This is a genomic window from Psychrobacillus sp. 05T411 (assembly GCF_056396485.1).
Genome location: NZ_JBFTLO010000017.1, coordinates 13,251 through 39,809, shown reverse-complemented (window position 1 = coordinate 39,809; position 26,559 = coordinate 13,251). Strand labels below are relative to the sequence as shown.

Sequence of the window (26,559 nt, the reverse complement as noted above, 5' to 3'; positions counted from 1 at the left end):
CGTCACACCTCCTATTATAATTTGTTGTTTTATTTTTTTACCATTAAAGTTTGATTTCAATATCAACGCCAGATGGTAAATCAAGCTTCATTAACGCATCAACAGTTTGTGGTGTTGGGTTAACGATATCGATCAGACGTTTATGCGTACGCATTTCGAATTGTTCACGAGAATCTTTGTACTTGTGAACAGCACGAAGAATTGTGTACGTCGACTTCTCAGTTGGAAGTGGAATCGGACCTGATACACTTGCACCTGAACGTTTAGCAGTTTCCACAATTTTCTCAGCAGATTGATCAAGGATTCTGTGATCATACGCTTTCAAACGGATACGAATTTTTTGTTTTGCCATTATTTTCCCTCCTTCTCGCCTATTTTCTAGACATTCTCCACGAAAATTTTCCAATCACTCGCCATGGCAAAGCGGCCGGGTGTGTCGGTAACCTCTCGCTTCATCGCAGTCAAAGACCAACTACAACATTATATACAATAAAAAAAGATTTCGCAAGTGTTTTAGCGAAATTCTTTTAAAATGTTTTAACAGCACTTCTTTTTAATTATATATATATGTTTTTCTAAGCCGATGTCTAGTATATAAAATTCTAGTGAAAATGGCAACTGATAAGGTTAATGAAATTTTTGGAATATGTCCTTTCATCTATGACATGAAAAAGGATATCTCTTCTATAGAGATATCCTTCCACTAAGTATTATAGAACAAATACAATCGCTATCCACCCAAAGAGGACGAGAGGAATGTTGTAACAAAGAAAAGTCGGGACACAAGTATCCCAAATATGATTATGCTGTCCATCTACATTTAATCCCGCGGTAGGTCCAAGTGTCGAGTCGGAAGCTGGTGAACCAGCATCACCTAAAGCTCCTGCAGTACCTATTAAAGCAATTGTCGCTAAAGGACTTAGCCCAAGTTCCATTGCAAGCGGTACAAAGATAGCGGCGATAATAGGAATAGTTGCAAAAGAAGATCCTATTCCCATCGTCACAACTAAACCGATAATTAGCATGATTAATACTGCTATACTCACATTACCTGCTAACAGATTTGAAGAAGCTTCAACCAAGCTCTCGATATGTCCTGTTGCATTGATAACTGACGCAAAGCCATTTGCTGTAATCATCACGAACCCAACAAAGGCCATCATGCGCATACCTTCCGTTAATAGGACATCTGCTTCTTTCCTTTTAAGTGCCCCACTAATATAAAGAACCACGATACCAGCAAGTGCACCTGCAATCATCGAGTCTGTATTCACTTGAACAAATAGTGCTGCCAACAAAGAAATAATGGTGAAGAGGATACTACTCCTTTTTACTTCTACTTCTAATTCGCTTACCTCTACTTCCTCTTGTTTATAGTTTCTTGGCTTCCGGTATAAAACAAAGGCAGACATCAATCCAAATACCATTCCTAGTGCAGGAAAAGCCATCGCTTTAGGAATATCACTTAATGATACCTCTAGACCAGATAGCCCTATCTGAGTAGCAACGATATCTTGATAAATCGCACCAAAGCCATATGGCAGGAACATATACGGGGTTATTAAACCAAATGCTAATATACAGGCAATCATTCTTCGGTCCACCCGTAACATGTTCAATACTTTTAATATTGGTGGTACTAACAAAGGAATAAATGCGATATGGATTGGGATTAAGTTCTGTGAAAACACAGCCATTAATAATAGCAATAAGAAGACTAGCGCTTTTACAAAACCCGTTTTATTTGAATCTCCCTTTCTTTTTACTAGCTTTAAAATTGCTATTACTAATAAGTCTGGTATCCCCGTTCTGGAGATAGCAACTGCAAATCCTCCTAGCAATCCATAACTTAAAGCTATAGTTGCTCCAGCACCTAACCCACCTGTAAATGCTTCAATCGTTTCGGCAACAGATAAACCTGCTGTAAGCCCTCCTACCAGGGCACCTATAATTAACGAGAATACAACATTAATACGTAGTAAACTCAAAATTAACATGACACATACTGCAACTAATACTGCATTCATAAAAACACTCGCTTTCACACACTAGATTACTAACAAATGAAAGTTTAATTCTTCTTGGGCTAAATGTCAATGGAAAAAGCCTCCTTGTTTTGAAAACAAAGAGGCTCTCGTTCATAATTAACCATTACAATGATTCATTTACAACTTTTCTATAGTAACCTATAGAAAGAAATGCAAAGATCGAATATAAAACTACATAAATCCCCATCGTAATTAGTAAAGGTGCTACGAGTTCTGTACCAAATAACATCCAACCCGACTTAACCGCAAAGTAGCTATGCGCTAAACCAATGACTAATGGAACGCCGAAGTTAAATAACTGCTTTTTATAAATTCCTTTCATCAACTCATTTGTAGTGAAACCAATTTTCCGAAGCACTGTATAGGAAGCTTTTTCTTCTTCCGCTTCCGTCATTTGTTTAAAGTAAAGAATACTGCCTGTAGTCATCAAAAACGCTAAGCCTAAGAATCCAGTTACGAAGATCACTAGTCCAAACATATCTAGCATCGACAATCTATATGCTTCTTGCGAATCCATGTTGACACTATCAATTACGCCGTCATCTTTAGTCACTTCAAAATGACCATTATTGGTTGTCTCCTCGTATAACGCTTGCACTTCTTTTAACTGCGCTCTATCCGCCAAATCAATACCAACTTGTTTTTTCCATCCAGTTTGCTCGCTGATTATAGCGTCCGCTTTCAGCTTTTCAAATTGATCATCCCTTACAACTATTGACATGCCGGCACCAGTTAGGTAATAGACAAGCAAAGAATCCGATTTAATTTCTTTAATTGTAATAGCTTCTTCTCCGTCTGATGTCGTTAGCTGTACTGGTTTATTTTCTTCCAGTTTCACTATTTCTGACATCATATTACTATATCCTGTGATATACCCTTCCCCTGCTTTTAATGAGAGCTCCGGCATTACCTTTTGCATATCACTTAGCTTTGAGATAATCATCGGCCCTTTATATACCATACTTAATCCCGCTGGCATATCATTAGCGTAGATATCTGCCGTATCGACTTCCACATTCAATAATTCGATATCCGTTTGTGTAAACTCTATTTTTTCCTCATTCAATCGCTCTATAAATGCCTCGCCTTGGTCATTCATAAGAATATAATCAAAAGGTATATTTTGTTTTGCCGATGAACCTGCCGAGTAATAGGAGATATACGACAAACAAAGAATACCTAAAGCTGTAGCAGATATAACTGTAATTACAGTTAGTGACATTGCATTCGATTTCATTCGATGCATGATTGGCGATAAAGATAATACATCCTGTATAGACAAATGGCCCCTTTTCTGTTTTCGAATTAAATTCAATATAAACGCTACTGAAAATCGAAAAACAAAAAACGTTCCTCCAATTGTTGAACCTAAAATAGCGATCATTTTATAAAAAAGCATATTGACATTATCACTATCTAAATCGAACAATGTAGTAGACAAGTAATACCCATAACCAATTAATAAAAGACCAATGAAGCCGAGTAACATTTGTAGTCCACTAAATCGCTTCACTTTCACATCCGCTGTTGCATTTGCCGTAAACAACGCAAGTAACGACACCCGTCGGATACCGATTGCAGTCTGGATCAATACTACGATCAATAACACCAAAAACACGAAAATGGTCATTTGCAATGCTTCAACCGAGAATATTAACTGAACTAACACATCTTTTTCTAAAATGCGCAGCAAAACCATCCCAAAAATTCTAGAAGTTAAAAAACCAAGTCCGACACCTATGGCAAGTGCACTAACCCATAGAATCGTATTCTCAAGCACTAATAACCTTGTCACAAGCCCTTTCGACATCCCTATTAACTGGTAGAGCCCAATTTCTTTACTTCTACGTTTCATAAACAGGAGATTGGCATACAGAACAAAAAACACTACTACAAATAATAATATATACGAAGCGGCTTTTAAACCAGCAGCAATCTTTACCCCTTGCGATACATCTACTACACTAGGGTTGTATTGCAAAGTAACAAAAGAAAAGTAAAGCGTTACACTGAATATTAGTGCAAAGAAATATAAATAATAATATTTAATGTTTTTCTTCATGCTTCGAAGAACTAACTGACTAAGCGTCATAGCCATCACCACCAAGTACACCTTGCGTACTCATAATTTCTTGGAAAAAACGCGTTCGGTCTTTTTCACCTTTATAAAGCTCTGTATATAGTTGACCATCTTTTAGGAATAACACACGTGAACAGAAGCTCGCAGCAACCGCATCATGCGTAACCATCATAATCGTTACTTTTTTATCAAGATTGATTTTCTCTAGGTTACTAAGCAGTGCAGTAGCCGCTTTAGAATCTAGCGCTCCTGTCGGCTCATCGGCAAACACTACCGAAGGGTTACTGATTAATGCACGGGCAGCCGATGTTCTTTGTTTTTGTCCTCCTGATATTTCGTTTGGATATTTGTTTGCAAGATCATCAATACCTAATGTTTTAGTAAGATCTTGGAAACGTGCTTCCGCTTCTTTTTTCGAAATATTACTAATGGAAAGTGGCAATAGTATATTTTCTTTGACCGTTAATGTATCTAACAGATTGTAGTCTTGGAATATGAAACCTAATTGCTCCCGACGGAAGTTAGATAGTTCGCGTTCTTTCATCGTCCGTAAATTATGGCCACTAATCTCGATGACACCCTCCGTCGCTTTATCAATAGAAGCTAGTACATTTAGTAACGTCGTCTTCCCGGAACCCGACGGCCCCATAATGCCAACAAATTCTCCTTCTTGCACTTCCATATCTATACCTTTTAATACTTCTTGTGCCGTTGACTTTTTCCCATACACTTTTCTTATTTTACGTCCGCTCAAAATAGTCATGTATTTACCTCCTACATAGTATTAATCCTAGTGTAAGGCTTTTTATTCTTTTAATCGTTCGATTTACATGACAAACGAATAGAGTAGATGACAATTTTGTCACCTACTCGTTATTTTACTCATTTCATTTTTTAAAGGAAACTGTAGTGAAAATGAGGAGCCTTCCTCCATTTTAGATTCTACTATTATTCGTATTCCCAATTTATCGGCAGCTTTTTTCGTTAAATACAGTCCCATTCCAGTTGAAGCAGCAGTATTTCTCCCCGTTGTGCCGGTAAATGACTTTTCAAATATACGCGGTAGGTCTGCCTTCGTTATTCCACTTCCAAAGTCTTTTACCGTCAAAATTGTATGACCTGCTTCGTCTTTTCTAGAGAAAATGTGAACTTCTTTATCTGGATTACTATACTTAACCGCATTTGATAACAATTGGCGAAGGATAAACGCTAACCATTTTTGATCGGTTAGCACTTCTTCTTGCAAAAGATCAATTTCAAAACCAATTCCTTTTTGCATACACCATGCCTGCAGTTCTTTGATTTCTTTATGTATTAATCTTTGAAGTGAGACAGACTCTACTACATAATCCTTTTCTAAAGAAGGCAGTCTTGTATGGTGTAGTTGCTGATCTAACAATAAATGAATTCTTAACCACTCTAGCTCTAGTTTTTCACGCAATAAAGGTTCCGGTACAGCATCGATTATGAGTCTCATGCCAGTCAATGGAGTTTTCACCTCATGAATCCATGCTAAAATCCGATCATTCTCTTCTAAATGCCCCACTTTCAATTGATTCAATTCTTCGTTATTTACTAATATTAGTTCTTCCATAATACTTGTAATTTTCTTTTCAAAGCTAGACTCACCTCTTGGAAGAGAATCGAACGTTGCACTTTCTTCCAATTCTTTATAAAAAGTTGTCTCTTTTCTATACCTCCACAAAAGGAATAGTAGGAAAGCTATTATATACACAAGGTTTATATAAAGAATAGCAACGTCTTGAAAAGCGATATCTAAAGTTAATAAGATGTTCAGCCAAATTTGCAAGCCTATAAAAAAGAGAATCCATGCTTTTCTTTCTTTTACATACAAAATGAACAAATAACTTTACCCCTCTTTCGTAATTGCCATATAGCCTAGTCCTTTTTTCGTTAGGATAACTTCTTTCAATCCAATTTCCTCTAGCTTTAAGCGCAACCTATTCACATTTACAGATAGCGTATTATCATTTACAAATCGCTCATCATCCCAAAGCTCCCGCATTAACTCCTCACGAGAAACGATTGCATCCACAGATTTTAATAGAATACGCAATACAAAAAGCTCATTTTTCGTAAGTTCTACTAATCTATCCTGCTTTCTAACTTCACTTTTAGCAAAGTCAATGATTGCCCCATTCCAATTACTAATATCCAATTTCTCTTCCTGATAATCATATGTTCGCCGTAATAATGCCTGTACCTTCGCAAGCAGTACGTCCATATTAAATGGCTTTTGTACAAAATCATCTGCCCCCATCTGCATCGCCATAATCATATCCATCGGATGATCTCGAGAAGATAAGAAAATAATCGGCACTTTTGATATATGCCGAATTTCTCTACACCAATGGAAGCCATCATAGGCCGGTAATTGTATATCAATAATTACTAATTGTGGTTTTTGTTCAATAAAATCATGCATCACGTTTTGAAAGTCATTTGGGCGAATTACATCAAACGACCACTGAACAAATCGCTCTTTAATCATTTCAAATATTAGTTGATCATCTTCAATTAACAAGATTTGTGCATTCATTAGACTCCACCTCTTACAACCAGTTTACACTATTTTTAAGTACAAAAAAGTATAGTGCACAATATAGGGAAAGTGCGACGTAAAAGACCTATTAGGTGACCGCAGGATTTTCGCTAAATTACTCAGTATCGACTGGCTAAAAACATAATTTTATACAGTTTTTCGACCATGTGTATCCAATAAGTGGCTTAGGGCAACCAACCGATCACTGGGAGCAACAAGTTCTACTACGAAAGCAACCAATTCTCAAAATGGCTCTTTACTCAATGTGAGACAACTATAATTCAGACCTATTATAGGAATTATATATCTTAAAGTTCGTCGAACACGCCTGGTCGGCATCCACTCGACTAGTTTGTCGTGTTCAAAGGCGAGATTGTCGCGTTCGCAGTGGTTATTGTCTCGTTCAACCATTTATTGTTAATATGGGATCTCAATAATTTAGCAATTTCCATTGATTTTCGGTGAAGGCTCATCGCTCACCCCGTGGAAAGCGTCCGCCCTGCAGCGGAAATCCTAGCGGTTACCTCGCAGTATCTCTATATTATGTTCCATCATTCCCTATACTTTATGGTGAAAGTATCCACATACTATAGAATTTATTCTTTCCTAGAAGCACAAAAAAATCCATCTCGTCGTCACGAGATGGATTTTAGAAGTTAAATTATAAATTATTTAGTGATAGTAGCAACTACACCAGCGCCTACAGTACGTCCACCCTCACGGATAGAGAATTTTGTACCTTCTTCAAGAGCGATTGGAGAGATTAGAGAAACAGTCATTTCGATGTTATCTCCAGGCATAACCATTTCTACGCCTTCTGGTAAGTTACAAACGCCTGTTACGTCAGTTGTACGGAAGTAGAACTGTGGGCGGTAGTTAGAGAAGAATGGAGTATGACGTCCACCCTCTTCTTTTGAAAGAACATAAACTTCAGCTTTGAAGTCTGTGTGTGGTGTAATTGAACCTGGTTTAGCTAATACTTGACCACGTTGGATGTCTTCACGAGCAACCCCACGAAGTAGAGCACCGATGTTGTCACCAGCTTCTGCATAGTCAAGAAGTTTACGGAACATTTCAACACCTGTTACAGTAGTTGATTTTGCTTCTTCAGTAATACCGATGATGTCTACAACGTCACCAATTTTAACTTGACCACGTTCAACACGGCCAGTTGCAACTGTTCCACGACCAGTGATTGAGAATACATCCTCAACTGGCATCATGAATGGTTTGTCAGTTTGACGTTCTGGAGTTGGGATATAGCTATCAACAGCGTCCATTAATTCAACGATTTTTTCTTCCCAATCAGCTTCGCCTTCAAGAGCTTTAAGAGCAGAACCTTTGATTACTGGAATGTCGTCGCCTGGGAAATCGTATTCAGAAAGAAGGTCACGAATTTCCATTTCAACTAATTCAAGAAGTTCTTCGTCATCAACCATATCACATTTGTTCATGAATACAACTAGGTAAGGAACACCTACTTGACGTGAAAGAAGGATATGTTCACGAGTTTGTGGCATTGGGCCATCAGCAGCAGATACTACTAAGATACCGCCGTCCATTTGAGCTGCACCTGTGATCATGTTTTTAACATAGTCAGCATGTCCTGGGCAGTCTACGTGAGCGTAGTGACGAGAAGCTGTTTCATACTCAACGTGTGAAGTATTGATAGTGATACCGCGTTCTTTTTCTTCAGGTGCGTTATCGATGTCAGCGTATGATCTAGCTGTACCACCCATTTTTTTTGAAAGAACTGTTGCGATAGCAGCAGTTAGAGTTGTTTTACCATGGTCAACGTGTCCGATTGTACCAATATTAGCATGCGTTTTTGAACGGTCAAATTTTTCTTTAGCCATTAGAGAGATCCTCCTCAGTAATTGTATGATTTTTTATGATAAAAGGTAGAGGGCGTACGTCCCCCTATCTTTTATACTCTATAAAATAGTTATACTTTAATTTTGGTGAAATATCAATTATTCACCTTTATGTTTTTTAATAATTTCTTCCGAAATTGATTTTGGAACATCTTCATAGTGATCAAATACCATAGAGAATACTCCGCGTCCTTGCGTGTTAGAACGTAAAGACGTTGCATATCCGAACATTTCAGCAAGTGGAACCATTGCACGTACTACTTGTGCGTTACCACGAGCATCCATACCTTCAACGCGACCACGACGAGACGTGATATCACCCATGATGTCTCCTAAATATTCTTCAGGAATAACAACTTCTACTTTCATGATTGGCTCAAGAAGCGCTGGGTTTACTTTAGATACAGCATTTTTCAATGCCATAGATGCTGCAATTTTAAATGCCATCTCATTCGAGTCAACATCATGGTATGATCCGTCGAATAATCTAGCTTTAATATCGATTAATGGGAACCCTGCAATTACCCCATTGTCAAGTGAGTCACGAAGACCCGCTTCAACAGCTGGAATATATTCACGTGGTACTACCCCACCAACGATTGCATTTTCAAACTCAAATCCTTTTCCTTCTTCGTTTGGAGAGAATTCAATCCAAACGTGTCCGAATTGTCCACGTCCACCAGATTGGCGAACGAATTTACCTTCGACTTCAGCTGAAGAGCGGAAAGTTTCACGGTAAGATACTTGTGGAGCACCCACGTTAGCATCTACTTTAAATTCACGACGCATACGGTCAACTAAGATGTCAAGGTGAAGTTCACCCATACCTGCGATGATTACTTGGCCAGTTTCTTGGTCAGTATGCACGCGGAATGTTGGATCTTCTTCAGAAAGTTTTTGTAAAGCTTGACCCATTTTATCTTGGTCTGCTTTTGTTTTTGGTTCAACTGATAGTGAGATAACTGGTTCTGGGAATTCCATAGATTCTAGAATTACTAGAGCTTTTTCATCACATAGTGTATCACCAGTAGTTGTATCTTTTAAACCTACAGCCGCTGCGATATCTCCAGAGTGCACTTCTGAGATTTCTTCACGAGAGTTAGCATGCATTTGTAGAATACGTCCTACACGCTCACGCTTACCTTTTGTAGAGTTTTGTACATACGAACCCGCTTGTAGAGTACCAGAATACACACGGAAGAATGTTAGCTTACCAACATAAGGGTCAGTCATTACTTTAAATGCTAAAGCAGAGAATGGCTCTGAATCATCTGAATGACGTTCAACTTCTTCTTCAGTATCTGGATCGATACCTTTCATAGCAGGAATATCAAGTGGTGATGGAAGGTAAGCTACAACTGCGTCAAGAACTTTTTGGACACCTTTGTTTTTAAATGCAGTACCACATACTACTGGATAGAATTCTACGTTTAAAGTACCTTTACGGATACCATTAACTAATTCTTCGTTCGTAATTTCTTCTCCACCAAGATATTTTTCCATCAAATCTTCGTCAAGTTCAGCTACCGCTTCAACTAGTTTTTCACGGTATTCTTCAGCTTGCGCTTTGTATTCTTCAGGAATTTCTACTTCTTGGATATCTGTACCTAAGTCGTTACCATACATAGTAGCTTTCATCGTTACTAAGTCAATAATTCCACTAAACTGATCTTCAGCACCAATTGGTAACTGAATTGGATGAGCATTAGCTTGTAAACGGTCATGAAGTGTTCCTACAGAATATAAGAAATCCGCGCCCGTTTTATCCATTTTGTTAACGAAAACAATACGTGGTACGCCGTAAGTTGTAGCTTGGCGCCATACTGTTTCTGTTTGTGGTTCAACACCAGATTGTGCATCTAGTACTGTAACCGCACCATCAAGTACACGAAGTGAACGTTCAACTTCAACTGTGAAGTCTACGTGTCCAGGTGTATCGATGATATTTACACGGTGGTTATCCCAAGCAGCTGTTGTTGCAGCAGAAGTGATTGTAATACCACGTTCTTGTTCTTGCTCCATCCAGTCCATTTGTGATGCACCTTCATGAGTTTCCCCAATTTTGTGGATTTTACCAGTGTAATAAAGAATACGCTCCGTAGTAGTCGTTTTACCAGCATCGATGTGAGCCATGATCCCGATATTACGTGTTTTTTCTAAGGAGAACTCTCTAGCCATATTGTATTTCTCCTTCCAATTTCGGATTAGGGTATCAATTTGAAGTAAATCTTACCAACGATAGTGTGCGAATGCTTTGTTAGCTTCCGCCATTTTGTGCATATCTTCACGTTTCTTAACTGAAGCACCAGTGTTGTTAGATGCATCAAGAATTTCGTTAGCTAAACGTTCTTCCATCGTTTTTTCTCCACGAAGACGTGAATAGTTAACTAAGTAGCGAAGACCTAAAGTTGAACGGCGATCAGGACGTACTTCAACCGGTACTTGGTAGTTTGCACCACCAACACGACGAGCACGAACCTCTAAAACTGGCATTACATTAGTTAATGCAGCTTCGAATACTTCTAATGCATCTTTACCAGAACGTTCTTTTACAAGTTCAAACGCTCCGTATAGAATTTTTTGAGAAGTACCTCTTTTACCATCAACCATCATTTTATTGATTAAACGAGTTACTAGTTTCGAATTATAAATTGGATCTGGTAACACGTCACGTTTGGAAACAGGACCTTTACGAGGCATGTGTTTTCCTCCTTTCGACGAATGTCAAATTATTGATTAAATTATTTTTTTTCTTTCGGGCGTTTTGCACCGTAAAGTGAACGGCTTTGCATACGACCATTAACTGCAGCTGTATCAAGAGCACCACGTACGATATGATAACGTACCCCTGGTAAGTCTTTTACACGTCCGCCGCGAAGAAGAACAACACTGTGTTCTTGAAGGTTGTGACCTTCACCCGGGATATATGCATTTACCTCTAACGTATTCGTTAAACGTACACGTGCATATTTACGAAGTGCTGAGTTTGGTTTTTTCGGCGTCATAGTACCAACACGAGTACAAACTCCACGCTTTTGAGGTGAGTTCAGATTCGTAGCTGATTTTTTAAAGCTGTTATAGCCTTTTCCTAACGCTGGAGATTTAGATTTCGTGCTTTTGGATTGACGAGGCTTACKGACCAATTGGTTAACTGTAGGCATCGATTATTCCTCCCTTCATTTCATCTTGTTAATACCACACATCCAGGTGGTTCATTTTTTGGGTAAAAACAAAGCTTTTGTGTTTTACACAAAAACTGTTACACAGTAATAGCTACTACTGATGCGCTAACGCGCAATCCACAAGCTCTACCAAGATCTACTTTAGACTCAACATAGTGAATAAATACATTGTTTTCTTGTGCTGTTAATCGTGCTAGTTCAATGAATTTTTCTTCTACATCAAGCGCAATATAAACTTCTTTGACAAGCCCTTTTTGCATTGCTTTTACTGCTTGCTTTGTACCAATGATTGTTTCTTTCGCTTGCTTTACTTTTTCATAAGACACTTTCATATCCTCCAAAGCTACAAGTACGATAACTATCAACCTTAAGTATATTATCATTTCTTGAAAAAAGTGTCAACACTTATGGTGAAAATTATTAGGGAGAATATTCTCCCTAATAATGATTTCCTTACTCAGCGCTTACTATTACTTTTTCCGCATCTGCTTCGTTAGGTGAGATTGCAATTTGACGATAACGTTGCATTCCAGTACCAGCAGGAACCAATTTACCGATAATTACATTCTCTTTCAATCCTAACAATTCATCACGTTTTCCTTTAATCGCAGCGTCTGTTAAGACACGAGTCGTTTCTTGGAAGGATGCAGCAGATAGGAACGATTCTGTTTCAAGAGAAGCTTTAGTAATACCAAGGATAACTGGGCGACAAGTTGCAGGTATTTTACCTTGTAAAACAGCATCTTTGTTCGCTTCAGCAAATTGGTGAATATCAAGCAGTGAACCTGGAAGTAAATCCGTTTCTCCCGCTTCAATAATACGCACTTTACGAAGCATTTGGCGTACCATTACCTCGATATGCTTATCCCCAATTTCTACCCCTTGCATACGATAAACTTTTTGTACTTCTTTTAATAAGTACTCTTGAACTGTTGAAACATCTTTTACTTTTAACAATTCTTTCGGATCTACAGAACCCTCTGTTAGTACTTGACCACGATTAATAACATCGTTTAATTGAACTTTTAAACGTGCATTATACGGTGCTAAGTACTTACGTGTTTCTACAGTACCTTGAATTGTAATCTCTTTTTGGCCTTCTCTTATTTCATCAATTTCCGTTACAGTACCAGTGATTTCTGAAATAACAGCTTGCCCTTTTGGATTACGAGCTTCGAAAATCTCTTGGATACGCGGAAGACCTTGTGTAATATCGTCTCCTGCAACCCCTCCTGTATGGAATGTACGCATCGTTAACTGTGTACCTGGTTCTCCGATTGATTGAGCGGCAATAATACCAACTGCTTCTCCAACCTCTACCGTATCTCCAGTTGCTAAGTTAAGACCATAACATTTCTTACAAACACCATGTTTTGTATTACATGTGAACGCAGAGCGAATTGTCAACTCCTCGATACCTGCTTCTTCAATAACACGGGCAACGTCTTGTGTAATCAGTCCGTCTTTTTCTAAGATGACTTCATTTGTAGTAGGTTGGAAAATAGTTTTCTTCGTATGGCGCCCAACAATACGTTCACCAAACTCTTCAATTACTTCCGTGCCTTCCATAAGTGAGCCAATCAGTAAGCCACGATCAGTTCCACAATCGTCTTCACGAACGATTACATCTTGCGCAACATCTACTAGACGACGAGTTAAGTAACCTGAATCGGCTGTTTTCAGTGCTGTATCGGCAAGACCTTTACGGGCACCATGTGTAGAAATGAAGTACTCGAGTACAGTTAACCCTTCACGGAATGATGACTTGATCGGAAGTTCGATAATTCGTCCTGCCGGGTTGGCCATAAGTCCACGCATACCTGCAAGTTGAGTAAAGTTAGATGCGTTACCACGGGCACCAGAGTCACTCATCATGAAGATTGGGTTCATGTTATCAAGGGTTTTCATCAGCTTATCTTGAATTACTTCTTTCGCTTTACTCCAATGTCCGATTACGCTCGCATAACGCTCGTCTTCCGTGATTAAACCACGGCGGAATTGTTTTATTACTTTATCTACTTTACTTTGCGCCTCTTCTAGAATTTCACCTTTATCAGGAAGTACGACGATATCGGAAATACCAATAGTAATACCTGCTTTAGTTGAATATTTAAATCCAAGTGCTTTCATGCGGTCAAGCATTTTAGAAGTTTCCGTGATATGGAAGTTCTTAAATACTTCTGCAATGATTTCTCCAAGGATTTTTTTCTTGAATGGCTGTACAAGATCCATAGATTCAATATGTTTCTTCACGTCTGTCGTTGTAGAAACAAAATATTTTTCAGGAGTTTCAATTTGTAAGTTGAAATCCGTTGGTTCATTAATATACGGGAACGTTTCTGGCAGTATTTCATTGAAAATTACTTTACCTACAGTTGTTAACAATAACAGCTTGTTTTGTTCTTCCGTAAATGTTTGGTTTTTTAAGGATGCCGCTGCAATAGCGATACGCGTATGCAAATGTACATGCCCTGTATTGTAAGCAATTAGCACTTCTTCTGGTCCGTAGAACGTAGTACCTTCACCTGTTGCACCTTTACGTTCAAGCGTTAAGTAGTAGTTTCCTAAAACCATATCTTGAGAAGGCGTAACAACTGGTTTTCCGTCTTTCGGGTTTAGAATGTTTTGTGCTGCAAGCATTAATAGACGCGCTTCTGCTTGTGCTTCTGCAGATAGAGGTACGTGAACAGCCATTTGGTCACCATCGAAGTCAGCATTATAAGCTGTACACACTAATGGATGTAGACGAATTGCACGACCTTCTACTAATGTTGGTTCGAATGCTTGAATACCTAGTCGGTGAAGAGTAGGTGCGCGGTTTAGTAAAACCGGATGCTCCTTAATAACATCTTCTAATACGTCCCAAACTTCTGCATGCATACGCTCAATTTTACGTTTTGCACTTTTAATGTTATGAGCTAACCCACGTTCAACAAGTTCTTTCATCACAAATGGTTTGAATAATTCAATTGCCATTTCTTTTGGAAGACCACATTGGTACATTTTCAAGTTTGGTCCTACTACGATAACCGAACGACCAGAATAGTCTACACGTTTACCAAGTAAGTTTTGACGGAAACGACCTTGTTTCCCTTTAAGCATATGAGAAAGTGATTTCAATGGGCGGTTACCTGGTCCCGTTACCGGACGACCACGACGACCATTGTCAATCAATGCATCTACGGCTTCTTGTAACATACGTTTTTCGTTTTGAACAATGATGCTTGGAGCACCAAGGTCTAGTAAACGTTTTAAACGGTTATTACGGTTAATAACACGACGATATAAATCGTTTAAATCCGATGTAGCAAAACGTCCACCATCTAATTGAACCATTGGACGTAATTCTGGCGGAATTACTGGAAGTACATCTAGGATCATCCAATCAGGCTTGTTTCCTGAGTTACGGAATGATTCTACTACTTCTAAACGTTTAATCGCACGTGTACGGCGTTGGCCTTGTGCAGTTTTTAGTTCTTCTTTTAAGCTTTCTGTTTCATTTTCTAAATCAATTTCTTGAAGTAGACGTTTAATAGCCTCTGCACCCATGGCTGCTTGGAACTTAGTACCAAATTTATCACGGTATGCACGGTATTCTTTTTCAGAAAGTAATTGTTTCTTTTCAAGTGGTGTATCTGCCGGTTCGATTACTACATAAGAAGCAAAATAAATGACTTCTTCCAGTGATCTTGGTGACATATCTAAAAGTAGACCCATACGACTTGGAATACCTTTGAAATACCAAATATGCGATACTGGTGCGGCTAATTCGATATGGCCCATACGTTCACGACGAACTTTCGCACGTGTAACCTCTACTCCACATCGATCACAAACGACACCTTTATAACGAACACGTTTGTATTTACCACAGTGACATTCCCAGTCTTTTGTTGGACCGAAAATACGCTCACAGAATAAACCATCTTTTTCAGGTTTTAATGTACGATAGTTGATCGTTTCTGGTTTTTTTACTTCCCCATAAGACCATGAACGGATTTTATCAGGTGAAGCTAAACCTATTTTCATATACTCAAAATTATTAACGTCTATCAAGGAGCCTACCTCCCTTTAGTCTTGTGTCTTTTAAAAAAGACTTTCCAAGTAGCTCTGCATTATGCAATTTTATACGGAAATACGGACAGGTATCACCTGTCCGATTTTTGTTTTTTATTCCACAGTTCCAACTGGTTCCTCTTCATTTGCTCCTGCGCGAAGCTCGTCGCAGAAAACATTTGCAAGTCGCCGTCGAACACTTTTCTAGCTATACTCTTTATTCCCCTACTTCAACTGGTTCCTCTTCATTTGCTTGTGGCAAAATTCCAAGTGCGTCAGCTGCTGGAATATCATCATCTTCATCTAAATCACGAAGTTCAATTTCTTCTTCGTCAATTGTTAACATTTTAACGTCCATACCTAAACTTTGTAATTCCTTGATCAATACTTTGAATGATTCCGGAACACCAGGTTCTGGTACGCTTTCTCCTTTAACGATTGCTTCGTACGTTTTTACACGTCCTACAACGTCATCGGATTTCACAGTTAAAATTTCTTGCAATGTATAAGCTGCACCATATGCTTCCAGTGCCCATACTTCCATCTCTCCGAAACGTTGTCCACCAAATTGCGCTTTCCCTCCAAGAGGCTGTTGCGTAACGAGTGAATATGGTCCAGTAGAACGAGCATGTAACTTATCATCTACCATGTGGGCAAGTTTAATCATATACATAACCCCAACAGAAACGCGGTTATCGAATGGTTCACCTGAACGCCCATCATATAAAGTTGTTTTACCATCACGGTTTAGACCTGCTTCTTCCATTGTGGTCCACACATCTTCTTCGTTGGCACCATCAAATACTGGTGAAGCCATATGAACTCCAAGCAGTCTAGAAGCCATACCTAAATGTAGCTCTAATACTTGCCCAATGTTCATACGAGAAGGTACACCAAGTGGATTTAACATGATGTCAACTGGTGTTCCGTCTGGAAGGAATGGCATATCTTCTTCTGGAAGAATGCGTGAGATAACCCCTTTGTTACCATGACGTCCGGCCATTTTATCCCCAACGGAGATTTTACGTTTTTGAACGATATAAGCACGAACTAATTGGTTAACACCTGGAGATAATTCATCGCCATCTTCACGATTAAAGACTTTTACATCTAATACAATCCCGCCAGCACCATGAGGTACACGTAGAGATGTATCACGAACTTCACGTGCTTTTTCGCCAAAGATAGCATGTAGTAAACGTTCTTCTGCAGTTAACTCTGTAACTCCTTTAGGTGTTACTTTACCAACTAGAATATCACCGTCACGTACTTCTGCACCTACACGGATGATTCCACGATCGTCTAAGTTGCGTAGCGCATCTTCCCCAACGTTTGGAATATCTCTTGTAATTTCTTCTGGCCCAAGCTTCGTGTCACGTGACTCTGATTCGTATTCTTCAATATGCACAGAAGTATATACATCATCTTTCACTAGACGCTCGCTCATAATAACGGCATCCTCGTAGTTGTATCCATCCCATGTCATGAAGGCTACTAGCACGTTACGTCCTAGAGCAAGCTCTCCTTGTTCCATGGAAGGTCCATCTGCAAGAATATCTAGTGGTTTTACTCGATCTCCAACTTTAACAATTGGACGTTGGTTTATAGATGTCCCGTGGTTAGATCGTTCGAATTTATGGACTTTATACGAAGTTAAATCACCTTTAACTTCTTTGCCATCTACTTCTTCGAGGCGTCTAACGCGGATTTCTTTCGCTTCTACATGCTCAACGATTCCGTGATACTTCGCAATAATAGCAGCTCCAGAATCACGGGCATTTACATGCTCCATACCAGTTCCGACAAACGGAGCTTCTGGATTTAATAATGGAACAGCTTGACGTTGCATGTTCGCTCCCATTAGGGCACGGTTCGAGTCATCATTTTCTAGGAAAGGAATACATGCTGTTGCTGCTGAAACAACTTGTTTTGGAGAAACATCCATGTAATCTACTTGTTCTCTTCTAAATACCGTATTATCCCCTCGGAAACGCCCTACTACTTCTTCGTTTAAGAACGCACCTTCATCTGATAATAAAGAGTTTGCTTGTGCTACTACATAGTTATCCTCTTCATCCGCAGTTAAATAGTCAATGCGCATCGTTACTAAACCTGTTTCAGGGTCAACTCGGCGATACGGTGTTTCAATAAATCCAAATTTATTCACTTTTGCAAAGCTTGAAAGTGAGTTAATAAGCCCAATGTTTGGTCCCTCTGGTGTTTCGATTGGACACATACGACCATAGTGAGAATAGTGAACGTCACGTACTTCAAAACCAGCACGTTCACGTGTTAAACCACCGGGTCCAAGCGCTGACAGACGACGTTTGTGCGTAAGTTCAGCTAATGGGTTTGTTTGGTCCATGAATTGAGATAATTGCGAGCTACCAAAGAATTCTTTAATAGATGCAATAACTGGTCGAATATTAATCAATTGTTGAGGCACGATAGATTGCGTGTCGTTAATAGACATACGCTCACGTACAACACGTTCCATACGAGAAAGCCCAATACGGAATTGGTTTTGTAGTAATTCTCCTACTGAACGTAAACGGCGGTTACCAAGATGGTCGATATCATCCGTGTTCCCAACATTAAATAAAAGATTAAAGAAATAACCAATGGAAGAAACGATATCAGCAGGCGTAATGTTTTTTACTTCATTTTCTACATACGCATTACTAATAACATTAATTTCTTTTTGTTCTTCATCATTTGGAGCAAATATTTTAATCGATTGAATGGTAATGTCGTCTTCTAAAACACCACCAACTTGCGATAATGTTTTGAAGCCAATCCCATTTTCTAAATGAGGAATCAGTTTATCTAGTACACGACGATCGATAAGTGTACCAGCTTCTACTAATATCTCACCCGTTTCCGGATCCACTAACGTTTCTGCTACCGTTTGATTGAATAAACGATTTTTTATATGCAATTTTTTATTCATTTTGTAACGACCAACATTTGCAAGATCATAGCGTTTTGGGTCAAAAAAGCGAGAATATATCAGGCTCTTTGCGCTTTCTACTGTTGGTGGTTCACCAGGACGTAAACGCTCATAGATTTCAAGTAAGGCTTTTTCAGCTGTTTCTGTATTATCTTTTTCAAGCGTGTTACGTAAATATTCGTTGTCACCGATTAAATCGATGATTTCTTGATCGGATCCAAAGCCTAATGCGCGAAGTAAAACAGTCACTGGTAATTTACGCGTGCGATCGATACGTACGTATACTACGTCTTTTGCATCGATTTCGTATTCTAGCCATGCACCGCGGTTCGGAATTACTGTTGCCCCGAAACCTTTTTTACCGTTTTTGTCTGTTTTGTCATGGAAGTAAACACTTGGTGAGCGGACTAACTGAGATACGATAACGCGCTCAGCACCATTAATTACGAAAGTACCTGTTTCTGTCATAAGTGGGAAATCACCCATGAAGACATCTTGTTCTTTCACTTCGTCCGTTTCTTTGTTGTGGAGACGTACTTTTACGCGCAGTGGTGCCGCATATGTAGCGTCACGTTCTTTCGATTCGTCGACGGAATATTTCGGTTCATTTAAACTATAGTCGACAAATTCAAGTGATAGATTGCCTGTAAAGTCCTCGATTGGTGAAATATCTTTAAACATTTCACGTAAACCTTCTTCAAGGAACCATTCGTAAGATGCCGTTTGAATTTCGATTAGATTCGGAAGTTCAAGCACCTCACTAATACGCGCAAAACTTCTGCGCTGGCGGTGTTGTCCGTACTGAACTAGTTGACCTGTCAACTCATTCACCCCTCAATAAAGCGATATTAGGTCTTTTCGATACACACATTTTGGTGTATGATAACGAAAGACAAAAAGAAAACGAGTTCTTAATAAGAGCTCATTTTTCGATTAACCAAACTTTTTCTCGGCCAGTATACCCATTTATAATAAGTTATATTCAAAAGGGCATACGTCCTCAAAATAATATATTTGCATTTTATTATAATATCATAGCGATTTTGTCAAGTCAATCTTTTGTAGCTTTTAGAATCCAATAGCCTTTTGCTTTGTCTACAACTTCTACTTGACCAAAAATCTCTTCTAAATAGCTAAAAGTAGATGGTGCCCCTTGTTTCTTTTGAATCACAATCCACAATTCTCCCTTTGAAACCAACTTCTCATAGGACTCTTTATAAAAACGAAAAATAGTTTCTTTTCCAGCGCGAATCGGTGGATTAGTTATAATAGCCGCAAAGTTTGCAGTCGTAACTGCTGACAATCCATCACTTTCATAGATTCGTACATTTTGTATCCCGTTAGCAGCGGCATTTCTTTCTGCAAGTTGGATTGCACGCGTGTTCACATCTACTAAATGAACCGTTCTTTCTTCATTTGCTTTTGCAACGGAAAGACCTATTGGCCCATATCCACACCCTATATCTAAAAAGTCACCTTCTAGATCAGGCGCTTCAAAAGCATCGATTAATACACGGGAGCCAAAATCTACTTCGCTTTTACTAAATACACCAGCATCTGTTTCAAATCGAAAATTATGACCGAGCAATGTAAAATTCCAATGACGTGGTTTACTTTCCGTTTGAGGTTTTCTAGAATAATAATGATCAGACACCGAATAACCCTCCACAATACATACGAAGAAAAGCTCGTCGTTTACTGACGAGCTTTTTTCTTCGAACTGTACAAAAATTACTTAACTTCTACGCCTGCGCCAACTTCTTCAAGTTGAGCTTTGAAAGCTTCTGCTTCGTCTTTAGAAACGCCTTCTTTAAGTGCTTTAGGAGCGTTGTCAACTAATTCTTTAGCTTCTTTCAAGCCAAGACCAGTGATTTCACGTACTACTTTGATTACTTTGATTTTTTGATCGCCTGCAGATGCAAGGATTACGTCAAATTCAGTTTTTTCTTCTTCAGCAGCAGCTCCGCCACCTGCAGCAACCGCTACTGGAGCAGCAGCTGTTACACCGAATTCTTCTTCAATTGCTTTTACTAAGTCGTTTAATTCAAGAACTGTCATTGATTTGATAGCTTCTAAGATTTGCTCGTTGTTCATTATAATTTCCTCCTATAATTGGATAGTTTTTAGGCTATTAGCCGTTTTTTGTTAAGCCGCGTAACGAATTAAGCGCCTTGTTCTTCTTTTTGTTCTGCAACAGCTTTTGTTGCAAGCGCGAAGTTGCGCACTGGAGCTTGAAGTACTGAAAGAAGCATAGAAAGAAGTCCTTCGCGTGATGGAAGTTCTGCTAATGCTTTCACATCTTCAGCAGATGCTACAGTTCCTTCGATGATACCAGCTTTAATTTCAAGCTGTTCGTTCTTTTTAGCAAAATCATTAATGATTTTTGCAGGAGCGATTACATCTTCGTTAGAAAATGCAACAGCGTTTGGACCAACAAGATGTTCATTAATCCCGTCAACTCCAACTACTTCAGTAGCACGGCGTGTAAGTGAGTTTTTGTAAACTTTGAATTCCACACCAGCTTCACGAAGTTGTTTACGTAATTCTGTTACTTGCGCAACGTTTAAACCACGGTAATCAACTACAACTACAGAAGCAGCAGCTTTAAACTTTTCTGCAATGTCTTGAACTTGCACTTTTTTTGTTTCAATTGCTTTGCTCATCTTGGCACCTCCTATAAGAATTGGCCATTTATACCGAAAAAAGAAAAGCCTCTGATCTACGGATAGACACAGAGGCAGAAAGTCATCATCTAATAAGAATCTGAATTTGCTTGTCCTCGGTAGGATATTAAGTGACAAGTCACTCCTACTGTCTTCGGTACAAATGTATATTTCACAACAAAAGCCATCTTAACAGATAAACTTTAAGTTGTCAATTATTATTTAATCGATTGAGCGTCAACTTTTACAGCTGGCCCCATAGTAGTTGTAACATTTACAGACTTCATGTAAATACCTTTTGATGCAGCTGGTTTTGCTTTTTGAATTACTTCAAATACAGCCATGAAGTTTTCTACTAATTTATCGTCTTCGAAAGAAACTTTACCGATAGGAGCGTGGATAATTCCAGCTTTATCAGCGCGGTATTCAACTTTACCTGCTTTAATTTCTTCGATTGCTTTTGTTACGTCAAATGTTACAGTACCTGTTTTCGGGTTTGGCATCAAACCTTTTGGCCCAAGAACACGACCGATTTTACCAACTTCACCCATCATGTCAGGTGTAGCTACGATTACATCGAAGTCAAACCATCCTTGTTGGATTTTGTTGATGTATTCTGCATCGCCTACGTAATCTGCACCAGCAGCTTCCGCTTCTTTAAGTTTTTCACCTTTAGCGAATACTAATACGCGTTGTGTTTTACCAGTACCGTTTGGAAGCACTACTGCTCCACGGATTTGTTGATCATTTTTACGAGTGTCAATCCCTAAACGGAAAGCAACTTCTACTGTTGCGTCGAAATTAACTGTGCTTGTTTTTTTCGCAAGCTCGACAGCTTCTTTAGCTGAATATAATGTGTTGTTATCAACTAATTTAGCTGCTTCTTGTAACTTTTTACCTTTGTTAGCCATTTAAAACGTCCTCCTTGATAGTGGTTTTAGCGGAATAAACCTCCCACGTGTAAAGGTTGCAGTTATCCTATATGAACAACTACAACCTTCCAAAAAACAATGCGTCATATCAAAATGCACATTAAGTATTAGTCTTCGATCGTAATACCCATGCTACGTGCAGTACCTTCAACCATTAACATAGCTGCTTCAACAGATGCTGCATTTAAATCTGGCATTTTTTGTTCTGCGATTTCGCGAACTTTTTCACGTTTTACTGTCGCCACTTTTACGCGGTTCGGTTCACCTGATCCAGATTGAATACCTGCTGCTACTTTAAGTAACACTGCTGCCGGCGGAGTTTTTGTAATGAAAGTAAATGAACGGTCTTCAAATACAGAAATTTCAACCGGAATGATTAGACCTGCTTGATCAGCAGTACGTGCGTTGAACTCCTTACAGAATCCCATGATGTTAACACCTGCTTGACCCAATGCTGGACCAACCGGCGGTGCTGGATTTGCTTTACCAGCAGGAATTTGTAATTTAACAACTTTAATCACTTTTTTAGCCACGAGACACACCTCCTTAAGTCCGTGATGTGGTAATTGGGTTGCCCCTCCCACTCAAATATCTGTCTCTCAGCTCTGCGCTGATAACATTAGAAAATTCATGCAGACGTATTTTCAGTCTGACCTTTGAAATGATACCATTTTTTTGTTACTTCTGCAAGCATCAATACATAATTATATTTTGATTACTTGATCAAAGTCTAATTCCATATTCGTTTCCCGACCAAACATGTCTACTGAAACGGTTACTTTTGCTTTTTCTGAATCGATTGTTTCTACTTTCCCTTGGAAGTGCGCAAACGGACCTTCTAAAACTTCCACCATTTCTCCTACTGAGAAATCGACTTCTACTTTACGATCTTCTGTACCCATTTGTTTTAGCATAGATTGCACTTCTTCTGGAGCTAAAGGAGTAGGTTTTGTCCCTCCACCTGAAGAACCAAGGAATCCTGTTACCCCTGGTGTGTTTCTTACAACATACCAGGCATCATCTGTCATAATTAGTTCGACAAATACGTATCCCGGGAAAGTTTTTCTTAAAACGACACGTTTTTTGCCATCTTTAAAATCTACTTCTTCTTGTTCAGGGATATATACTCGGAAAATTTTATCTGACATTCCCATCGTTTCTACACGTTTTTCTAAATTTGCTTTAACTTTATTTTCATACCCTGAATAAGTATGAACTACATACCAATTTTTTTCCATATAATTTAGGACCTAATGTCCTTTCCCTCCTTTTCTTTAGACAAATGAAAAAACCCGTTCGTTTTCTAAGACGGGCTATTTTCAAAAAATATTTACATGCGACTTTTTATAACTCTAAATACCAACGGAATAGTTCTGAAATCCCTAAGTCTACTATAGCAAAAAACACAGCCATTAGTACAACTGTAGCAAGCACAATTACTGTATAGCGTGTTAGCTCTTTGCGTTTTGGCCAACTTACTTTTCTCATTTCAGACATTACATTTTTAAAAAATCCACCTACATTAGCCATTCTAGCTAAACCTCCACATGGAAAATCTATCTTACTTTCATACTTATAGCGTTTGTTTATGAAGCGTATGTGCGTTACAATGCGTACAGTATTTTTTCCGTTCTGTACGTATCGATGAACTTTCTTTAGGTGTCGGAACTGTATAATTCCGATGCCCACATTGCACACAACTCAAGACAATTTTCTTTGTCATTTTATCACCTTTTTGGCGTATAATTCTTGTTCAAGATTATCATCTTACAGAAACTGTGTCAACCAAACATAAGAGTTTATACATAATTACTGTCAATCTCCATATATCGTTCTAGCTTTCTCTTAACACGTTGCAACGCATTGTCAATTGACTTTACGTGGCGGTTTAACTCTTCGGAGATTTCTTGGTAAGACTGTCCGTCTAAATACAAAGCTAGCACTTGTTGCTCTAGCTCACTTAAAATTTCAGCCATCTTTCCTTCCATATAAACATAATCTTCCCGATTAATGATTAACTCCTCAGGATCATCTACAACCGAACCAGCAATCATATCCATCAATGTTCGATCTGATTCTTCATCGTAAATAGGTTTGTCCAAGGATACATAAGAGTTCAGCGGGATATGTTTTTGACGAGTTGCGGTTTTGATCGCTGTAATAATTTGCCTAGTAATACATAACTCTGCAAAAGCACGAAAAGAAGCAAGCTTCTCCTCTTTGAAATCTCGTATCGCTTTATATAACCCAATCATTCCTTCTTGAAGAATATCCTCTTTATCTGCTCCAATTAAAAAATAGGATCTTCCTTTCATTCGAACGAACGAACGGTACTTCGTTATTAAAAAATCTAGTGCTTCAGTGTTCCCTTGATGAACTAGCTCTACAAGTTCCTCATCTAGTAAACTATCCAATTGTTGTAGATTCTGTTCTGTCTTTTCCAATGAAGTCACCTCAGCCAAATTACTAATAGTTACCACAAGTATACAGGATGAATTTTTAAAGCGTCAATGAATCATTTCATTCCTCGTCGCCATTTTTCGAAAATTTCTGCAACTTCTGCTGTTAGCGGAATAGTAGAAGTCGGTTTATCTTCTTGTATATGCTTCATTTTTTTCGTAATATTCGAGGAAATAGCCATCATTTCAATTTCAAATTCCCTTGCCGATTTTCTTAACGCTCCTTGACCAAATATTACCCTCTGTTCTGTCATATCGGAAGTTGCTACGTAAATTTGTACCCTTCTGCCGCTAAGTTCTAACGTCAGTTTTTCAATACGTTCATCGGCAGTTTCATTTTTTCGTGTATAAATGATCTCCACGTCATATTCTTTCATCTTATGCTCGATACCTGGCACTAAATGCGCATCAAAAACAACAATCACCCGAATTCCCGTAAATGCTTTATATTCTGCCATTAGCTCAATCAATCGGTCTCTAGCATCTAGTAATTTGTCGGTTTTCAGCTTTCTTAGCTCGCTCCATGCGCCGATGATGTTATATCCATCGACAAGTAGAATTTGCATGCTTTTATCCTTTAAGCGGTTTTCTGACGCGTAATACTTCGTATAAAAGTATAGACGCGGCTACTGACGCATTCAAACTAGTTACATGACCGACCATTGGCAAATGATAAAGAAAGTCACATTTCTCTTTCAATAAACGACTCATCCCTTTTCCTTCGCTACCAATGATTAGTGCGAGTGGGAGTGTTGCGTCCATATTACGATAATCGGTTGATTTTTGAGCATCTGTTCCAGCAATCCACACGCCACGTTCTTTTAACTCATCTACCGCTTGAGACAAATTGCCCGCACGGTATACCGGGATATGTTCAATCGCACCTGTAGATGCTTTTGCAACAACTGCCGTTAGTCCAACTGCACGTCTTTTCGGAATAATAATACCATGTGCACCTACTGCATCAGCCGTTCTCATAATCGAACCAAGATTATGCGGATCTTCAATTTCATCTAAAATGATAAAAAGTGGATCCTCTTGCTTACTTGCCGCTAAAGCAAACAAATCGTCTAGTTCTGCATATCGATAGGCTGCAACAGATGCGACAATGCCTTGGTGATTCGCATCTGTTAAACCGTCCAATTTCTTTTTCGGCACAAATTGAACAATGATTCCAGCTTCTTTTGCTAATTGTATGATTTCGGAAACACCACTTTTTTGGATACCTTCCGCAAGCCATACTTTGTTCATGTCTCTACCTGAACGCAATGCTTCCACTACAGGATTTTTTCCAGCAATAATTTCCCCCGTTTGCTCTGTTTGTTCTGTCATTTACTTTTTCTCCCCTTTCTGTCCATCTATAAATTCGATTGCAAATTGGATTACTTCTTGTAAACGTTCTTCTTGCTCACTTAAGTATAAACTTCCTACTACTGCTTCAAACGCTGAACTATAATGATATGTTTGGACATCTGTGTTTTTAGGAACTGTTCCAGACTTCGCATTGCGACCTCTTCGAAGTACAGCTTCCTCTTCTTCTGTCAGAAACCCTGTATTTAACATTTCCCGAACGATTGTTGCTTGTGCTTTTGCGGATACGTATTTTGTTGCTTCTTTATGCAAAGTATTAGGTTTCACTCGCCCTAAATAGATGAGATGCTTCCGAACCACTTGTTCGAATACAGCATCTCCCATATACGCTAAAGCTAAAGCGTTTAGTTGTTTTACATCTGATAACTTAAAATTTCCCAC

General features: G+C 38.8%; 25 protein-coding genes and 1 other annotated feature. All 25 genes read right to left on the bottom strand.

Annotated features, from left to right (window positions below; genetic code table 11):
* Positions 1 to 43: 43 nt before the first annotated feature.
* Positions 44 to 352, bottom strand: a complete 309-nt coding sequence (gene rpsJ, locus AC1DFT_RS14050; protein WP_093274779.1) for a 30S ribosomal protein S10 — start codon at positions 350 to 352, stop codon at positions 44 to 46.
* 358 nt (positions 353 to 710) lie between these two features.
* A complete protein-coding gene (locus AC1DFT_RS14045; protein WP_478159379.1) occupies positions 711 to 2,027 on the bottom strand; it encodes a Na+/H+ antiporter family protein in 1,317 nt (438 codons plus the stop codon).
* 124 nt (positions 2,028 to 2,151) lie between these two features.
* A complete protein-coding gene (locus tag AC1DFT_RS14040; protein WP_478159378.1) occupies positions 2,152 to 4,140 on the bottom strand; it encodes an FtsX-like permease family protein in 1,989 nt (662 codons plus the stop codon).
* Positions 4,130 to 4,891 (bottom strand): ABC transporter ATP-binding protein, encoded by a 762-nt coding sequence (locus AC1DFT_RS14035; RefSeq protein WP_478159377.1) that lies wholly within the window; start codon positions 4,889 to 4,891, stop codon positions 4,130 to 4,132. The genes AC1DFT_RS14040 and AC1DFT_RS14035 overlap by 11 nt, the downstream gene beginning before the upstream one ends.
* 99 nt (positions 4,892 to 4,990) lie before the next feature.
* Positions 4,991 to 5,992, bottom strand: coding sequence for a sensor histidine kinase (locus AC1DFT_RS14030; RefSeq protein WP_478159376.1), 1,002 nt, complete (start codon positions 5,990 to 5,992; stop codon positions 4,991 to 4,993).
* Between the two features lie 6 nt (positions 5,993 to 5,998).
* Positions 5,999 to 6,688 carry a response regulator gene (locus tag AC1DFT_RS14025; protein WP_478159375.1) on the bottom strand — a complete coding sequence of 230 codons (690 nt, stop codon included), beginning with the start codon at positions 6,686 to 6,688 and terminating at the stop codon, positions 5,999 to 6,001.
* A gap of 671 nt (positions 6,689 to 7,359) precedes the next feature.
* On the bottom strand, positions 7,360 to 8,547 hold the full coding sequence (gene tuf, locus AC1DFT_RS14020; RefSeq protein ID WP_478159374.1) for an elongation factor Tu: 1,188 nt from the start codon (positions 8,545 to 8,547) through the stop codon (positions 7,360 to 7,362).
* Positions 8,548 to 8,664: 117 nt separating this feature from the next.
* Entirely contained in the window at positions 8,665 to 10,743 is a 2,079-nt protein-coding gene (fusA, locus tag AC1DFT_RS14015; protein WP_478159373.1) for an elongation factor G, read from the bottom strand.
* 51 nt (positions 10,744 to 10,794) lie between these two features.
* On the bottom strand, positions 10,795 to 11,265 hold the full coding sequence (rpsG, locus tag AC1DFT_RS14010) for a 30S ribosomal protein S7 (protein ID WP_478159372.1): 471 nt from the start codon (positions 11,263 to 11,265) through the stop codon (positions 10,795 to 10,797).
* 41 nt (positions 11,266 to 11,306) lie between these two features.
* Entirely contained in the window at positions 11,307 to 11,726 is a 420-nt protein-coding gene (rpsL, locus tag AC1DFT_RS14005; RefSeq protein WP_478159371.1) for a 30S ribosomal protein S12, read from the bottom strand.
* Between the two features lie 98 nt (positions 11,727 to 11,824).
* Positions 11,825 to 12,079: a ribosomal L7Ae/L30e/S12e/Gadd45 family protein gene (locus tag AC1DFT_RS14000; protein ID WP_478159370.1), complete on the bottom strand. Its 255-nt coding sequence runs from the start codon at positions 12,077 to 12,079 to the stop codon at positions 11,825 to 11,827.
* Between the two features lie 121 nt (positions 12,080 to 12,200).
* Positions 12,201 to 15,803, bottom strand: a complete 3,603-nt coding sequence (rpoC, locus tag AC1DFT_RS13995; protein WP_478159369.1) for a DNA-directed RNA polymerase subunit beta' — start codon at positions 15,801 to 15,803, stop codon at positions 12,201 to 12,203.
* Positions 15,804 to 16,020: 217 nt separating this feature from the next.
* Positions 16,021 to 19,575 (bottom strand): DNA-directed RNA polymerase subunit beta, encoded by a 3,555-nt coding sequence (gene rpoB / locus AC1DFT_RS13990; RefSeq protein WP_478159368.1) that lies wholly within the window; start codon positions 19,573 to 19,575, stop codon positions 16,021 to 16,023.
* Positions 19,576 to 19,804: 229 nt separating this feature from the next.
* Entirely contained in the window at positions 19,805 to 20,407 is a 603-nt protein-coding gene (locus AC1DFT_RS13985) for a class I SAM-dependent methyltransferase (protein ID WP_478159367.1), read from the bottom strand.
* A 77-nt stretch (positions 20,408 to 20,484) separates the two neighbouring features.
* Complete coding sequence (gene rplL / locus AC1DFT_RS13980) at positions 20,485 to 20,847, bottom strand: 50S ribosomal protein L7/L12 (protein WP_478159366.1); 363 nt, start codon at positions 20,845 to 20,847, stop codon at positions 20,485 to 20,487.
* A gap of 68 nt (positions 20,848 to 20,915) precedes the next feature.
* Positions 20,916 to 21,416 carry a 50S ribosomal protein L10 gene (gene rplJ / locus AC1DFT_RS13975; protein ID WP_282241551.1) on the bottom strand — a complete coding sequence of 167 codons (501 nt, stop codon included), beginning with the start codon at positions 21,414 to 21,416 and terminating at the stop codon, positions 20,916 to 20,918.
* 32 nt (positions 21,417 to 21,448) lie between these two features.
* Positions 21,449 to 21,592 (bottom strand) — a sequence feature (ribosomal protein L10 leader region).
* A gap of 42 nt (positions 21,593 to 21,634) precedes the next feature.
* The gene (rplA, locus tag AC1DFT_RS13970) at positions 21,635 to 22,327 is read right to left on the bottom strand and encodes a 50S ribosomal protein L1 (RefSeq protein WP_478159365.1); all 693 of its coding nucleotides are present in this window, start codon (positions 22,325 to 22,327) and stop codon (positions 21,635 to 21,637) included.
* A 128-nt stretch (positions 22,328 to 22,455) separates the two neighbouring features.
* A complete protein-coding gene (rplK, locus tag AC1DFT_RS13965) occupies positions 22,456 to 22,881 on the bottom strand; it encodes a 50S ribosomal protein L11 (RefSeq protein WP_139176005.1) in 426 nt (141 codons plus the stop codon).
* A 171-nt stretch (positions 22,882 to 23,052) separates the two neighbouring features.
* Positions 23,053 to 23,586: a transcription termination/antitermination protein NusG gene (nusG, locus tag AC1DFT_RS13960; RefSeq protein ID WP_478159364.1), complete on the bottom strand. Its 534-nt coding sequence runs from the start codon at positions 23,584 to 23,586 to the stop codon at positions 23,053 to 23,055.
* A gap of 106 nt (positions 23,587 to 23,692) precedes the next feature.
* Complete coding sequence (secE, locus tag AC1DFT_RS13955; RefSeq protein ID WP_478159363.1) at positions 23,693 to 23,878, bottom strand: preprotein translocase subunit SecE; 186 nt, start codon at positions 23,876 to 23,878, stop codon at positions 23,693 to 23,695.
* A 43-nt stretch (positions 23,879 to 23,921) separates the two neighbouring features.
* Positions 23,922 to 24,071, bottom strand: a complete 150-nt coding sequence (gene rpmG / locus AC1DFT_RS13950; RefSeq protein WP_478159362.1) for a 50S ribosomal protein L33 — start codon at positions 24,069 to 24,071, stop codon at positions 23,922 to 23,924.
* A gap of 76 nt (positions 24,072 to 24,147) precedes the next feature.
* A complete protein-coding gene (gene sigH / locus AC1DFT_RS13945) occupies positions 24,148 to 24,792 on the bottom strand; it encodes an RNA polymerase sporulation sigma factor SigH (protein ID WP_402825670.1) in 645 nt (214 codons plus the stop codon).
* Positions 24,793 to 24,863: 71 nt separating this feature from the next.
* Complete coding sequence (locus AC1DFT_RS13940) at positions 24,864 to 25,373, bottom strand: NYN domain-containing protein (RefSeq protein WP_478159361.1); 510 nt, start codon at positions 25,371 to 25,373, stop codon at positions 24,864 to 24,866.
* A gap of 4 nt (positions 25,374 to 25,377) precedes the next feature.
* Entirely contained in the window at positions 25,378 to 26,139 is a 762-nt protein-coding gene (rlmB, locus tag AC1DFT_RS13935) for a 23S rRNA (guanosine(2251)-2'-O)-methyltransferase RlmB (RefSeq protein ID WP_478159360.1), read from the bottom strand.
* Positions 26,140 to 26,559, bottom strand: a complete 420-nt coding sequence (locus AC1DFT_RS13930) for a Mini-ribonuclease 3 (protein ID WP_478159359.1) — start codon at positions 26,557 to 26,559, stop codon at positions 26,140 to 26,142. It lies immediately after the preceding gene.